Origin of the sequence: Streptomyces sp. NPDC101237 (assembly GCF_044767465.1) — a bacterium.
Taxonomy (GTDB): domain Bacteria; phylum Actinomycetota; class Actinomycetes; order Streptomycetales; family Streptomycetaceae; genus Streptomyces; species Streptomyces gramineus.
The window spans coordinates 18,339-31,125 of the sequence record NZ_JBIWNY010000033.1; the positions used below are offsets into that span (position 1 = coordinate 18,339).

The window sequence follows — 12,787 nt, forward strand, 5'->3', positions numbered from 1 at the left end:
GTCCGCGACCTGGGACGCCCCGGCGCCCCCGAAGGGGCGCGCTCCCCTCGCGGCGGCCGGTGTCACAGACTCCGCAGATACGGCGGAACCGGTGTCTGCGCCGCCAGGTCGCCGTCGGCGATCGGCGTCTCGTAGCCCTTCCGCAGCGGCACCACGCCCGCCCAGTACGGCAGCTCCAGGTCCTCCGGCTCGTCGTTGACGCCGCCCGTGCGGGTCTTGGCCGAGACCTCGGCCAGGTCCAGGCGGATCACCGCGGTCGCGGCCAGCTCCTTGCGGTTGGCCGGGCGGGAGTCGGCGGAGCGGCCTCGCACCACGTGGTCGACCAGGGCGTCCAGCGCGCGGCTCTTCTCCTCGGGGTCGGTGACCTGGTGGGCGACGCCGTGCACCACGACCGAGCGGTAGTTGATCGAGTGGTGGAAGGCGGAGCGGGCCAGCACCAGACCGTCGACGTGGGTGACCGTCACGCACACGGGGAGCCCCGGGTCGGCCTGGCCGGTCATCCGCAGCGGACGCGAGCCCGTCGAGCCGTGCAGGTACAGCACCCCGCCCACCCGGGCGAACAGCGTCGGCAGCACCACCGGCGCGCCGTCGCGCACGAAGCCGAGGTGGCAGAGGTACGCCTCGTCGAGGATCGAGTGCACCACTTCCCGGTCGTACGACGCCCGTTCCGCGGAGCGGGTCGGGACGGTGCGGTCGGTCGGGGCGTAGGCGGCGGGCTGTGCCGGAACGGTGCCCCGCACGTCGGGCTCGGCGGTCTCCATTGCGTCTCTCCATTGCACTAGTGCATAATTTCTTTTGTGCTAGGAGAATATCTGATCGAAGGCCGTGGCGCAGCGGAGATCGCCGCCGACGTCGAGCGCGCGGTGGGTGCGGGCCAGCTGGAACCCGGTCAAGTGCTCCCTCCCATGCGTGAGTTGGCGGCCCGGCTCGGCGTCAATCCCAATACGGTCGCGGCCGCCTACCGCACCCTGCGGGAGCGCGGGGTCATCGAGACGGCCGGCCGGCGCGGCAGCCGTGTCCGGTCCAGGCCGGCCACCACCGGCCGGGACGGGATCGGCGCCGACGTCCCGGCCGGCGTGCGCGACCTGTCCTCCGGCAACCCCGACCCCGCGCTGCTCCCCGCCCTCGGTCCGGTCCTCGCGGCGCTCGCCGACGACGAGGACAAGCGCGCCCCGGTCCTGTACGGCGCCGACCCCGTCGAACCGGAACTGGAACGGTTCTCGCGCGCCGAACTCACCGCCGACGGCGTGCCCGACGGCCCGTTCACCGTCACCTCCGGCTCCCTCGACGCCGTCGAGCGGGTCCTGCTGGCGCACCTCAAGCCGGGTGACCAGGTAGCCGTCGAGGACCCCGGATGGGGCCGCACCCTCGATCTCGTCCCCGCGCTGGGCCTGCGCACCGTCCCGGTGGCCGTCGACGACGACGGACCGTGCGCCGACAGCCTGCGCACGGCGCTGGAGTCCGGGGCACGCGCGGTGATCGTCACCGCCCGGGCGCAGAATCCCACCGGAGCCGCGGTGAGCGCCGCACGCGCCCGTGCGCTGCGCGCCGTGCTGCGCGACCACCCGCACACCCTGCTGATCGAGGACGACCACGGCCACGGCATCGTCGACCTGCCCCTGCATCCCCTGGCGGGCACCACCCGGCACTGGGCCTTCGTCCGCTCCGTCGCCAAGGCCTACGGCCCGGACCTGCGGCTGGCCGCCATGACCGGAGACGAGGTCACCGTCGACCGGGTGCGCGGCCGGCAGCGGCTCGGACCGGGCTGGGTGAGCCGCCTGCTGCAGCGCGCGGTGGTCCGCCTGTGGACGCGGGAGGCGGTGCGCGGCCCGGAGGTGGCGGCCGCCTACCGGGCCCGCCGTGAACTGCTCGTCGACGCGCTCGCGGACCACGGCATCGAGGCCCACGGCCGCAGCGGCATGAACCTCTGGATCCCGGTCCCGGACGAGACCGGCGCGGTGTCCCGACTGCTGCACGAAGGCTGGGCGGTGTCCCCGGGGGCGCGCTACCGGCTGGCCTCACCGCCCGGCATCCGCGTCACCGTCTCGACGCTGACCCCCGAGGAGGCCGGTCCGCTGGCGGCGGCGGTCGCGGCCGCGGTCGCCCCGGCACGGGGCCGCGTCCAGGCCTAGGTCTGTCCGGCGATTCCCGTCCGCCCGTGCGACGCCGTGCACGCGTGCTCGCCCTGCCTCGGACGGGCCCCGCGCGGGCCTTCGTTCAGGCGGCGCGGGCCCTGGGCCGGACCTGGGTCGGCGCCGCTCCGGCCAGGACGACCTGGAACGGTGCGCAGCCGTCCGTCCCGACCTTGATCAGCAGGAAGCAGAACCCCCGGATCAACGACAGGGCGGCGAACCGGAGACGCCAGTCGAAACGCGGGCGGGGCAGGGTGGCGGCGGGCGTCGGCGCGCCGGTCCTGGTGCTGGTGACGGTGCTCATGGCGTCCACCACGCGGGAGGCGACGTCGTAGCACAATCGCTATTTACCGCCCGACACCTCTTAGAATCGCTTACATGTTGAACCTGGAGCGCCTGCGCACTCTCGACGCCCTCGCCCGGCACGGCTCGGTGAGCGGGGCAGCCGAGGCCCTGCACGTCACCACGTCCGCGGTGTCGCAGCAGATGGGCAAGCTGGAACGCGAGGTGGACCAGCAGCTCCTGGCCAGGAACGGACGGGGGGTGCGGCTCACCGACGCCGGCCGGCTGCTCGCCGAGCACGCCTCCCGGATCCTCTCCCAGGTGGAACTGGCCCAGTCCGACCTGGAGGCGCACCGCGGGCAGGTCGTCGGCGAGCTCAGGGTGGCGGCCTTCCCGACGGCCGCCCGCGGCCTGTTCCCGGCCGCGCTCGCCGCCCTGCGCGCCCGGCACCCGGCGCTGCGCGTGCGCTCCGGCGAACTCGAACCGGAGAACGGTGTCGCCGGGGTGGTCCGCGGCGACCTCGACCTCGCCGTCGTCCTGGACTGGTACAACAAGCCGATGCCGCTGCCCGACGGCCTGGTCAAGGCCCCGCTGCTGGACGACCCGGCCGAGGTGGCCCTGCCGGCCGGACACCGGCTGGCCGGACGGGACGAGGTGGACCTCGGGGAGTTCGCCGACGACGAGTGGATCACCTGGGGCGAGGGCGAGTTCTGCCACGAGTGGCTGATGTTCACGCTGCGCTCCCGCGGCGTCGAACCGATCATCGGCCACCGGGCCGCCGAGACCCACACCCAGCTCAACCTGGTGGCGGCGGGACTGGGGGTGTGCATCGCACCGCTGCTCGGCCGCCACCCGGTGCCGGAGGGCATCGTCACGGTGCCGTTGAAGCAGCGGGTGCGCCGCCATGTGTACGTCGTCTGGCGGGCCGACGCCGACCGCCGCCCCTCGATCCGGGCCGCCGTCGAGGCCCTGCGCGGCGCGGCCGAGGCCGTCTCCTGACCGTGCGGCGTCACGTGCCGGTCGGCGCCAGGAGCCGTCCGGCACGGCGGACGGAGCGAGTGGCTCGCGCGACGGCCGTGCCGCACCGCCAGGCCACCGCCCGGCCGTCCGGCACGGCGGTCGTCGGCGGGCGCGCGGCTCCTCAGCCTCCCAGCTTGCGGAAGTCCCAGGAGGCGATCTTCGTCGGGGTCAGCCGCGCCCAGGCGTGCCGGCCGTCGTGCGGCATCTCGTCCAGGCCGAAGTTCTTGCGGGCGAACAGCGTCTCCACGTAGTCGAGTTCGGCCACCAGCTCACCGGTGCGCGGTACCTCGCCCACGAACTCGACGGTCCCTCTCAGCTCCACGCCGCGCAACTGGTCGTACTCCTCACCGGAGTCGACCACGACCGCCACGCGCGGATCGCGGCTCAGGTCCGTCCAGCGCTGGCTGCGCACCACCGAGTACAGCCACAGGGACCTGCCGTCCCAGGCGAACCACAGGGCGCTCACGTGCGGGGCGCCGGACGCCGACACGGTCGCCACCCGGCAGGTGCGCTGTGCGGTGAGGAACTCGTCCAGCTCGCCGGGCGTCATCATGATCTTCCGGCCCCGGCGCTGAGTCTCGGTCATGCGGCCCCCTCTTCTTCCGTTCCCGCGCAATGCTGGTTAGTCTCGCCCGCCCCGCACCAAGGCGGAAGGGGGCGTCACATGCCGTCGTACGAACGGCTCGCGGAGCTCATCGACCCCGTGAGCACCGTCCTGCTCACCGTGGAGTGCCAGCAGGGCGTGGTCGGTCCGCAGAGCGCGCTGCCCGAACTCGCCCACGAGGCACGGGCGTCGGGCGCCCTGGCCAACATCGCCCGGCTGGTCGCCGCCGCCCACGACACCGGCGTCCAGGTGATCCACGCGCTCGCCGAACGCCGTCCCGACGGCCGCGGCGCGAACCGCAACGCCCGCCTGTTCCGGGCCGCCGAGCGCATGCCCGTCCAGCAGCTGTCCGGCACCGCGGCGGTCCGCGTCGCGCCCCCCATCGAGGTCTTCGAGGAGGACCTGCTGGTCCGGCGGCTGCACGGCCTGTCGCCGATCCAGGGGACCGACGTCGACCCGCTGCTGCGCAACCTCGGCTGCCGCACCCTGATCGTCACCGGGGTCTCGGCCAACGTGGCCGTCCCCAACGCCGTGTTCGACGCGGTGAACCGGGGCTACACGGCCGTCGTCCCGGCCGACGCCATCGCGGGAGTGCCTTCCGAGTACACCCCCGCGATGGTCCGCAACACCCTCGCGCTGGTCGCCACGGTCGCGACCACCGACGAGGTGCTCGGCTGCCTCAAGAACCCGCGCCGCCGGCCCTGAGGCGCGGGTCAGGCCAGTGTGATCTGGTCACCGGAGACGGTGATGTCCGCGGCCGTCAGACCCGTCGTCGCCGGGCCCTTCTTCACGCTGCCGTCGGCGATGGCGAACTCGCTGCCGTGGCACGGGCAGACGATCGCCCCGTTGGCGATGCTCGACACCGCGCAGCCCGCGTGCGGGCACTTCGTCGAGAACGCCTTGTAGGTCCCGGCCGCCGGCTGGGTGACGACCACGGCCTTGTCCTTGTAGATCGTGCCGCCGCCCTGGGGGATGTCCGAGGTCTTGGCGAGCGCCGAACCACCGCCGCCCGCGGCGGAGTTGCCGCCGGAACCGTTGCTGTCCTGGGTGGTGGAGCCTGCGCCCCCGTTGCCCGTGGCCGAACCCGACGAGTCGTCGGACGACCCGCAGGCGGTCAGCGCGGCGGCGAGCCCCGCCGCTCCGGCCGCCGCCATGATCGTACGGCGGGCCGGTTCGGCCGAGGGGTTGAACGATGCGCCGGTCATGTGAGGGGTTCCCTTCCGCGGAGCTTCTCGTTGATCCGTCCAGGGGTACGGCCGTCGGGCCGCACCTGTTCAGACGGCATCCGATAGTGACCACCCGGACATGAGCCCCCGGTGAAAGAGCGCTGTCGGTTGCCTGTCGGCCGCGGCCGGGACCCCGGCCGCCCGCGGAACCGGCCGGGGACCGGAGCCGATCAAGAAGGTAAGGTAACCCTAATTTTCTTTCATGACTTGCCGGTTGTCCCGCCAGGGGAGGCTCGATGACGGAGTTCGCAGGCACATCGCGCGACCGGACGGCGCAGGCGCCGCCCCGGGGGACGCCGTCCACGCTGGCCCGGGTGCGACTCGGGCCCGGCGGACCGCTCGCGCGCGTGCGGGTGGCGGACGGCGCGGTCACCCACGTCGTCGCCGAGCGCGAGGACCCGGCGGCCGCGGGCCTCGTCGCGGGGGACCGGGTCCTCGACCTGGACGGGCGGGTCCTGCTGCCCGGACTGTGGGACGCCCACGTCCACCTCGCCGAGTGGGCCGGCGCGCGCCGCCGGCTCGATCTGTCCGGCACCTCCTCCGCGCGGGAGGTGGCGGACCGGGTGCGCGAGCACGGCCGGACGGCCCCGGCCGGTCCGGTGCTGTTCGGATACGGCTTCCGGGACGGGCTGTGGAGCGACGCCCCGCACAAGGACCTGCTCGACGCGGTCCTGCCGGACCGTCCGGTCGCCCTGGTCAGCGCCGACCTGCACGCGATCTGGCTGAACTCCGCCTGCCTCGCCCTGACGGGCCGGGGCGACCATCCGACCGGACTGGTCCGGGAGCACGAGGCCCACGTCATCCTCTCCGCCCTGCCCGAGGCCCCGGACGAGGTGGTGGACGGCTGGGTCGCGGACGCCTGCCGGGCCGCCGCCGCCCGCGGGGTCACCGGCGTCATCGACTTCCAGTTCGGCGACACCGTGGGCGCCTGGGAGCGGCGCTCCGCGGACCGGCCGCCGGCCGTACGGGTGGCCGCGGCCGTCTATCCCGGCCACCTGGACGCGGCGCTGGAGCGCGGCCTGCGCACGGGCTCCCCGATCGGCCCGCACGGAGAGCTGGTGCGGGTCGGCCCGCTCAAGCTCTTCACGGACGGCTCGCTCAACACCCGCACCGCGCTCTGCCACGACCCCTATCCGGGCCTCGAGGACAGCGGCGAGGCGTACGGCATCGAGCAGACGGCGCCGGACGAACTGGTACGGCTGATGCGGCGGGCCGCCGCCCACGGCATCGAACCCGCGGTGCACGCCATCGGCGACCGCGCCAACACCGTGGCCCTGGACGCCTTCGAGGCTGTCCGCTGCCGTGGCCGCATCGAACACGCCCAGCTGCTGAGCCCCGAGGACCTGCCGCGCTTCGCGGAGCTGGACGTCGTCGCCGGCGTGCAGCCGCGGCACGCCACGGACGACCGGGACGTCGCGGACCGGCACTGGGCGGGCCGCACCGCCCGCGCCTTCGCCTACGCCGACCTGCTGGCCGCGGGAGCGCGCCTGGAGTTCGGCTCGGACGCGCCCGTCTCGCCGCTGGACCCCTGGCTAGCCGTCGCCTCCGCCGTCAGCCGCACCGACGACGGCCGCGCCGCCTGGCACCCGGAACAGCGCCTGCCGGTACCGGCCGCGCTGGCCGCCGCGGCCCGCGGCCGCCGCCTGGTGCGGGTCGGGGACCCGGCCGACCTGGTCGTCGTGGACACGGACCCGCTGACCGCGGACCCGGACACCCTGCGGGCGATGCCCGTGCACGCCACGATGACCGACGGCCGCTGGACCCACGGGCCGTACTGAGCCCGCGCCGTGACGGCGGCCCGAAACGCCCCGTGGCCCGGACGGGACCGTACCGTCCGGGCCACGGGAGTGCGGGGGCGGGTCAGACCGCCGTCAGCCGGTCGCTCAGCACGGACCGGTGGATCTCCTCCGCCCGGACCGCCACGGTCGACAGCAGCGTGCTGGTGAGCCCATGGGTGTGCTCGGTCCCGCCCTGGAGGTAGATGCCCGCGGTGACCTCCGGCGTCGTCTCGACGCGGTGGTCGCGGCCCACCCGGATCGCGTCCCCGTCGTCCTTGAGACACAGCTTGGCCGCGTCGCCGAGGAGCGCCGTCAGGTCCCGGGGCCGGTAGCCGGTGGCCAGCACCAGGACGTCGGCCGGCAGCACCTGCCGCTCGCCGGTGGGCAGGAACTCGACGGCGACCTCCAGGCCGCCGCCGTGCGCGGGGGTGACGCCGCGCACCCGTGAGACGTTGAGGAAGCGCAGCCGCTCCCGGCCCGCCACCTTCTCCCGGTACGTGGTGGCGTACAGCGACTCGATCAGGTCCATGTCGACCACCGAGTAGTTCGTGGAGCGGTGGTAGTCGAGCAGGGACTGCTTGACCTCGGAGGGCGACGAGAAGTAGACGTCGACCGCCTCCGGATCGAAGATCCGGTTGGCGAACGGGCTGTCGTCGGCCGGGGTGAAGCCGTACTTGGCGAAGACCGAGCACACCTCCGCGTCCGGGAAGGTGCGGTGGAGGTAGTCCACCGTCTCGGCGGCGCTCTGTCCGGCACCGAGCACGACCGCCCGCCGCACCGGGGTCCCGGTGTCCGCGAGTCGTCCGGCGCGCGGAATCAACTCGCTGTTGTGCCAGATGCGTTCGGCCAGTTCGAGGCCGGGCGGCACGTGCGGTTCGAGGCCCATCGCCACGCTGATGTTGCGGGCCCGGTGGGTCACGGTCGCGCCGGGGCGCTCCGGGTCGCGGCGGACGACGTCGAAGTACGCCACCCGGCCGCCCTCCCCGCGCACCGGGTCGACCCCGACCACCTCGCTGTCGTACGCCACCAGGTGCGCGACCCGGGCGGCCGCCCACTCGAAGTACTCGTGGAACTCCATCCGCAGCGGGAAGAGCGTCTTCTGGTTCAGGAAGTCGATCAGTCTGCCGCGTTCGCGCAGGAAGCACAGGAAGCTGTAGTCGCTGGTCGGGTTGCGCAGCGTGACGAGGTCCTTGAGGAAGGAGACCTGCATCGTGGCGTCGTCGATCAGCATGCCCCGGTGCCAGCCGAACCGCGGCTGGCGTTCCAGGAACAGGGCATCGATGCGGCGGTCTGCCGCGAGACCCGCGTTGTGTTCCTCGACCGCTATGGACAGAGCGAGATTTGACGGGCCGAAACCGATCCCGACGATGTCGTGCACGACGTCGGGGCCACTGATCGGTGATTTCACCTTGGCATCGCCTCCCTCAGGCCTGTCCATGCTAGATAAGGTAAGGCTTACCTAGCAATGGAGTCTTGGAAGGGAAGGACCGTCATGCGGGTCGTCATGCTCGGCTACCAGACGTGGGGTCACCGGACGCTGCAGGCGTTGCTGGACTCCGACCACGAGGTCGTCCTTGTGGTCACCCACCCGAAGAGCGAGCACGCCTACGAGAAGATCTGGGACGACAACGTCGCCGAACTGGCCGAGAAGCACGGCGTGCCGGTGCTGCTGCGCAACCGGCCCGACGACGCCGAACTCCTCACCGCCGTACGGGACTCGCGCCCCGACATCATCGTCGCCAACAACTGGCGCACCTGGCTGCCGCCCGAGCTCTTCGACCTCCCCCCGCACGGCACCCTGAACGTCCACGACTCGCTGCTGCCCGCCTACGCCGGGTTCTCGCCGATCATCTGGGCGCTGCTCAACGGGGAGGAGCGGGTCGGCGTCACCGCGCACCGCATGAACGCCGAACTCGACGCCGGGGACGTCCTCGTGCAGCGTTCGGTGCCGGTCGGGCCCGCCGACACGGCCACCGACCTGTTCCACCGCACGGTCGGTCTCATCGCGCCCATCGTCCGCGAGTCGCTCGACCTGATCGCCTCCGGGCGGGACGCCGGCCAGTGGATCCCGCAGGACCGCGGCCGTGCCAGCTTCTTCCACAAGCGGTCCCCGGAGGACAGCCGGATCGACTGGACGTGGCCCGCGGAGCGCCTGGAGCGCCTCGTGCGGGCCCAGTCGGACCCGTACCCCAACGCGTACGCCTTCCACCGCGGCGAGCGGCTGAGGATCGTCTCCGCGGCCGTCTCCGAGGGGCGGTACGGCGGCACTCCCGGCCGGATCTTCATCCGCGAGGGCGACGGCGTGGTCGTGGTGGCGGGTCCCGAGGCCCACACGGGCCGCGGCCGGGGCCTGCTGATCCGCCGGGTACGGACCGACGACGGCACCGAGCACGCGGCGGCGGACCACTTCCGCACCATGGGCGGCTATCTGACGTCCCGTCCCTGACGGTGGAACCGGGCCCGGCGGTCCTCGGACGGGCTCCGGGGCCGGGCCCGCCCGAGGCCACCGCGACCGGCGGCGGAGTCGGCTCCGGCGGCCGCCCGAAGGTCCGGGTGTCCCCGGCGCGCTCGCGTCCGGCTCAGTCGACCGTGGCCGGGACCGCCTTCCGCGGGGCGCGGGTGTCGTCGTCGTGGTGGTGGCGGCCGAGCGGGATGACCATCGGCGTCCCGCTGACCGGGTCGGGTGTGATCCGGCAGCGCAGCGCGAAGACGTCCTCGACGACGGCCTCGGTGACCACCTCGGCCGGCGGACCCACGGCGACGATCCGGCCGGCCTTCATGGCGATGACGTGATCGGCGTACCGGCAGGCCTGGTTGAGGTCATGCAGGACCATCACCACCGTGCGGCCCTCGCGCCGGTTGAGGTCGGTGATCAGGTCCAGCACGTCGATCTGGTGCGCGAGGTCGAGATAGGTCGTCGGTTCGTCCAGCAGCAGGACCGGGGTGCCCTGGGCGACCGCCATCGCGATCCACGCGCGCTGCCGCTGGCCCCCGGACAGCTCGTCCACCGGCCGGTCGGCGAGGTCGGTGAGTTCGGTCGCGGCCAGCGCCGCCCGCACGGCCTCCTCGTCCGCCGCCGACCACTGCCGCCACCAGGTCTGGTGCGGTGAACGGCCGCGCCCCACCAGGTCGGTGACGGTCAGCCCCTCCGGCGCCACCGGCGTCTGCGGCAGGATGCCGAGGGTGCGGGCGAGTTCGCGGGTCGGTATCGAGCGCAGCGCGGCGCCGTCCAGCTCGACCACCCCCTGGCGCGGGGCGAGCAGCCGGGCCAGGGCCCGCAGCAGGGTCGACTTGCCGCAGGCGTTGGCGCCGACGATGGCCGTGATCCGGCCGGTGGGGACGGTGAGGTCCAGGTTCTCGACGACGGTGCGTCCGTCGTAGGCCAGATGAAGGCCCGCGGCACGCAACTCGGGTCCGGATGCGGGCGCTTCGGGTGAGCGGGGGGTGCGCGAGTCGGTGGTCGACATGGGATCAGCCTCCAGAGCCCGCGCGGTCGGCGCGGATGAGCAGCCACAGCAGGACCGGCGCGCCCAGGGCGCCGGTGACGACCCCGACCGGCAGTTCCGTCCCGGGAATCGCCTCGCGTGCGAGGAGGTCGGAGCCGAGGACGACGAACGCGCCGGTGAGGCCGGAGACGAGCGGGGGCGGCGACGCGGTGCCGGCGAGCCGCAGCGCGATCTGCGGACTGGCCAGGGCCACGAACGCCACCGGGCCGGCCGCGGCCGTGCCGAAGGCGATCAGGCCGACCCCGGTGAGCAGCAGCGCCAGCCGGACCGGCTGGACGGGCGTGCCGAGTCCCGCCGCCACGTCGTCGCCGAGCTGGAGCGTGCGCATCCAGCGGCCCATGCCCAGGGTCACCGGCAGCAGCACGGCCAGGGCGGCGGCCAGCGCGTCCACCTGGTCCCAGGTGCGGCCGTTGAGGTTGCCCACCAGCCAGCCGAGGGCCTCCTCGGCCTGGAACCGGTTGCCGCGCGCCACCAGGAAGTCGGTGGCGCTGGTGCAGATCCAGGAGACGCCGATGCCGACGAGGATGATGCGGTAGCCGGTGGTGCCGCCCTTCCAGGCCAGCGCGTACACGAGCAGCGCGGTCGCGAGGGCGCCGAGCAGTCCCAGCGTGGACAGTCCGAGGCCGCCGGTCCAGCCGAGGACCACGGCCGCCACCACGGCGGTCCCGGCGCCCTCGGTCAGCCCGATCATGTCGGGGCTGGCCAGCGCGTTGCGGGTCATCGTCTGGAACACGGCCCCCGAGACCCCGAAGGCGACGCCGACGAGAAGCCCGGTGAGGGCGCGCGGCAGCCGCAGGTCCCGTACGACGGTGAGGGTGCCGGCATCGCCCACGCCGTACAGGGCCTTGACGACGTCGGGCAGGCTCACCGGGTAGTCGCCGAGGGCCAGTCCCCAGCAGAACAGCGCGAACGCGCCGAGGGCGAGGAGCACGCCGGTCAGCACCAGGCGCGGCCGGAACGTCCCGGAGACGGGCGGCGCGGCCAGCCGGAAGGTCCGGTCGCGCAACGCGGTCCGGGTCCGGTCACCGGGACGGACGGTCGGGGGAGCGGCCATGGTCACACCTCCGCGAGCTTGCGGCGGCGGACCAGGGCGATGAAGAACGGGCCGCCGAGGAACGCGACCAGCACGCCGGCCTGGATCTCGGTGGGCCTGGCCACGAGCCGGCCGGCGATGTCGGCGGTCAGCAGCAGTACGGGAGCCAGCGCCGCCGAGAGCGGCAGCAGCCAGCGGTGGTCGGGGCCGATGCCGGCCGCCTGGGCGAGCACCCGGGCGATGTGCGGGACGACCAGGCCGAGGAAGACCACCGGGCCGATCACGGAGACCGAGGCGCCGGTCAGCAGCACCACCGCGGTCACGCCCTGGAGCCGTACCAGGCCGAGCCGTCGCCCCAGCGAGGCGGCCACGTCGTCGCCGAGGGCCATGCTGTTGAGGGCGGGGGCGCAGGACAGCGCGAGGACGGCGCCCACCGCGAGGAACGGCAGGATGCGCAGCAGGTCGCCGGAGTCCTGGTCGGCCAGGGTGCCCGCGGACCAGAAGCGGTAGCGGTCCAGCGCGTCCTGGTCGGTGAGGACCACGGCGCTGGTGAGCGAGGACAGCAGCGAGGTGACGGCGACTCCGGCGAGCGCGAGCTTCACCGGCGTCGCGCCGGACCGGCCGAGCCGTCCGAGCAGGAAGACCAGGACGCTGGCGGCGAGCGCCCCGGCGAACGCGAACCACACGTAGCCGTACAGCGATCCGACCCCGAACACCGCGACCGAGACGACGATCGCGAAGGAGGCGCCGGCGCTGACCCCGAGGATCCCCGGGTCGGCCAGCGGGTTGCGGGTCAGGGCCTGCATCAGCGCGCCGGACATGCCGAGCGCCGCGCCGGTCGCGAGTCCCAGCAGGGTGCGCGGGACGCGCACCGACCAGATCACGTTGTCCACGAGCCGGCTGGGCGGATGCCCGAGGACCGAGCGCACCACCTGGCCGAGCGGGACGTTCAACGCGCCCAGCGCCACGGAGAGAAGGGACAGGAGGACCAGGAGGGCGACGATCAGTGACACCAGCACCGTCGTGCGAAGCCTGCTGTCTGAAGCCACTTTCCGGTCTCCATACCGTCTTCCGGCGGGCCCCCGAGGACTTCTGAGGGCGAGTTAGGTGAGCATAACCTCAGTCGGTGTGATGTGGACCGCTGACATCACGCCGACCCTGTTGAGTTAGGCAATCCTTACCTTACTATGCGAGCGGTCGCGGCTC

At 73.6% G+C, this 12,787-nt stretch carries 12 protein-coding genes and 1 pseudogene; 5 read left to right on the plus strand and 8 right to left on the minus strand.

The genetic code is table 11. The annotated features are described in order from the left end of the window. Window positions 1-62: 62 nt before the first annotated feature. On the minus strand, window positions 63-761 hold the full coding sequence (locus tag ACIRQ9_RS34940; RefSeq protein WP_404182926.1) for a pyridoxamine 5'-phosphate oxidase family protein: 699 nt from the start codon (window positions 759-761) through the stop codon (window positions 63-65). 36 nt (window positions 762-797) lie between these two features. Here ACIRQ9_RS34940 and ACIRQ9_RS34945 point away from each other — a divergent pair, with 36 nt between their 5' ends. Next, the gene (locus ACIRQ9_RS34945; RefSeq protein ID WP_404182929.1) at window positions 798-2,132 is read left to right on the plus strand and encodes an aminotransferase class I/II-fold pyridoxal phosphate-dependent enzyme; all 1,335 of its coding nucleotides are present in this window, start codon (window positions 798-800) and stop codon (window positions 2,130-2,132) included. Between the two features lie 133 nt (window positions 2,133-2,265). Here ACIRQ9_RS34945 and ACIRQ9_RS34950 read toward each other — a convergent pair. Then, window positions 2,266-2,436: pseudogene (locus tag ACIRQ9_RS34950) on the minus strand (EamA/RhaT family transporter); the annotation flags it as partial. Window positions 2,437-2,510: 74 nt separating this feature from the next. On the opposite strand from ACIRQ9_RS34950, the gene ACIRQ9_RS34955 reads away from it, so the two are divergent. Further along, on the plus strand, window positions 2,511-3,413 hold the full coding sequence (locus tag ACIRQ9_RS34955; protein ID WP_404182932.1) for a LysR family transcriptional regulator: 903 nt from the start codon (window positions 2,511-2,513) through the stop codon (window positions 3,411-3,413). A gap of 142 nt (window positions 3,414-3,555) precedes the next feature. On the opposite strand, the gene ACIRQ9_RS34960 is transcribed toward ACIRQ9_RS34955, so the two are convergent. Next, window positions 3,556-4,020, minus strand: a complete 465-nt coding sequence (locus ACIRQ9_RS34960) for a pyridoxamine 5'-phosphate oxidase family protein (RefSeq protein ID WP_404182935.1) — start codon at window positions 4,018-4,020, stop codon at window positions 3,556-3,558. Between the two features lie 78 nt (window positions 4,021-4,098). On the opposite strand from ACIRQ9_RS34960, the gene ACIRQ9_RS34965 reads away from it, so the two are divergent. After that, window positions 4,099-4,743, plus strand: coding sequence for a cysteine hydrolase (locus ACIRQ9_RS34965; protein ID WP_404182938.1), 645 nt, complete (start codon window positions 4,099-4,101; stop codon window positions 4,741-4,743). 8 nt (window positions 4,744-4,751) lie between these two features. On the opposite strand, the gene ACIRQ9_RS34970 is transcribed toward ACIRQ9_RS34965, so the two are convergent. Then, window positions 4,752-5,243, minus strand: a complete 492-nt coding sequence (locus ACIRQ9_RS34970; protein ID WP_404182940.1) for a Rieske (2Fe-2S) protein — start codon at window positions 5,241-5,243, stop codon at window positions 4,752-4,754. Between the two features lie 257 nt (window positions 5,244-5,500). Here ACIRQ9_RS34970 and ACIRQ9_RS34975 point away from each other — a divergent pair, with 257 nt between their 5' ends. Next, the gene (locus tag ACIRQ9_RS34975; RefSeq protein WP_404182942.1) at window positions 5,501-7,042 is read left to right on the plus strand and encodes an amidohydrolase; all 1,542 of its coding nucleotides are present in this window, start codon (window positions 5,501-5,503) and stop codon (window positions 7,040-7,042) included. A gap of 82 nt (window positions 7,043-7,124) precedes the next feature. On the opposite strand, the gene ACIRQ9_RS34980 is transcribed toward ACIRQ9_RS34975, so the two are convergent. Next, window positions 7,125-8,480: a lysine N(6)-hydroxylase/L-ornithine N(5)-oxygenase family protein gene (locus ACIRQ9_RS34980; RefSeq protein WP_404182945.1), complete on the minus strand. Its 1,356-nt coding sequence runs from the start codon at window positions 8,478-8,480 to the stop codon at window positions 7,125-7,127. A gap of 54 nt (window positions 8,481-8,534) precedes the next feature. On the opposite strand from ACIRQ9_RS34980, the gene ACIRQ9_RS34985 reads away from it, so the two are divergent. Next, window positions 8,535-9,488, plus strand: coding sequence for a methionyl-tRNA formyltransferase (locus tag ACIRQ9_RS34985; RefSeq protein WP_404182949.1), 954 nt, complete (start codon window positions 8,535-8,537; stop codon window positions 9,486-9,488). Window positions 9,489-9,621: 133 nt separating this feature from the next. Here the strand turns inward: ACIRQ9_RS34985 and ACIRQ9_RS34990 are convergent, their stop codons facing one another. The 3 genes from ACIRQ9_RS34990 to ACIRQ9_RS35000 are packed head-to-tail and all read right to left on the minus strand — an operon-like array spanning window position 9,622 to window position 12,600. Continuing rightward, window positions 9,622-10,509: an ABC transporter ATP-binding protein gene (locus ACIRQ9_RS34990; RefSeq protein WP_404182952.1), complete on the minus strand. Its 888-nt coding sequence runs from the start codon at window positions 10,507-10,509 to the stop codon at window positions 9,622-9,624. A 4-nt stretch (window positions 10,510-10,513) separates the two neighbouring features. Beyond that, window positions 10,514-11,602 carry a FecCD family ABC transporter permease gene (locus tag ACIRQ9_RS34995; protein WP_404182955.1) on the minus strand — a complete coding sequence of 363 codons (1,089 nt, stop codon included), beginning with the start codon at window positions 11,600-11,602 and terminating at the stop codon, window positions 10,514-10,516. A gap of 2 nt (window positions 11,603-11,604) precedes the next feature. Continuing rightward, window positions 11,605-12,600 (minus strand): FecCD family ABC transporter permease, encoded by a 996-nt coding sequence (locus ACIRQ9_RS35000; RefSeq protein ID WP_404183022.1) that lies wholly within the window; start codon window positions 12,598-12,600, stop codon window positions 11,605-11,607. Window positions 12,601-12,787 lie beyond the last annotated feature (187 nt).

What these genes read in the sequence shown, in the direction of transcription:
- ACIRQ9_RS34980 (WP_404182945.1), bottom strand. Translation starts at nt 8,480, where the DNA reads ATGGACAGGCCTGAGGGAGGCGATGCCAAGGTGAAATCACCGATCAGT.
- ACIRQ9_RS34940 (WP_404182926.1), bottom strand. Translation starts at nt 761, where the DNA reads ATGGAGACCGCCGAGCCCGACGTGCGGGGCACCGTTCCGGCACAGCCC.
- ACIRQ9_RS34985 (WP_404182949.1), top strand. Translation starts at nt 8,535, where the DNA reads ATGCGGGTCGTCATGCTCGGCTACCAGACGTGGGGTCACCGGACGCTG.
- ACIRQ9_RS34970 (WP_404182940.1), bottom strand. Translation starts at nt 5,243, where the DNA reads ATGACCGGCGCATCGTTCAACCCCTCGGCCGAACCGGCCCGCCGTACG.
- ACIRQ9_RS34960 (WP_404182935.1), bottom strand. Translation starts at nt 4,020, where the DNA reads ATGACCGAGACTCAGCGCCGGGGCCGGAAGATCATGATGACGCCCGGC.
- ACIRQ9_RS34995 (WP_404182955.1), bottom strand. Translation starts at nt 11,602, where the DNA reads ATGGCCGCTCCCCCGACCGTCCGTCCCGGTGACCGGACCCGGACCGCG.
- ACIRQ9_RS34965 (WP_404182938.1), top strand. Translation starts at nt 4,099, where the DNA reads ATGCCGTCGTACGAACGGCTCGCGGAGCTCATCGACCCCGTGAGCACC.
- ACIRQ9_RS34975 (WP_404182942.1), top strand. Translation starts at nt 5,501, where the DNA reads ATGACGGAGTTCGCAGGCACATCGCGCGACCGGACGGCGCAGGCGCCG.
- ACIRQ9_RS34955 (WP_404182932.1), top strand. Translation starts at nt 2,511, where the DNA reads ATGTTGAACCTGGAGCGCCTGCGCACTCTCGACGCCCTCGCCCGGCAC.
- ACIRQ9_RS34990 (WP_404182952.1), bottom strand. Translation starts at nt 10,509, where the DNA reads ATGTCGACCACCGACTCGCGCACCCCCCGCTCACCCGAAGCGCCCGCA.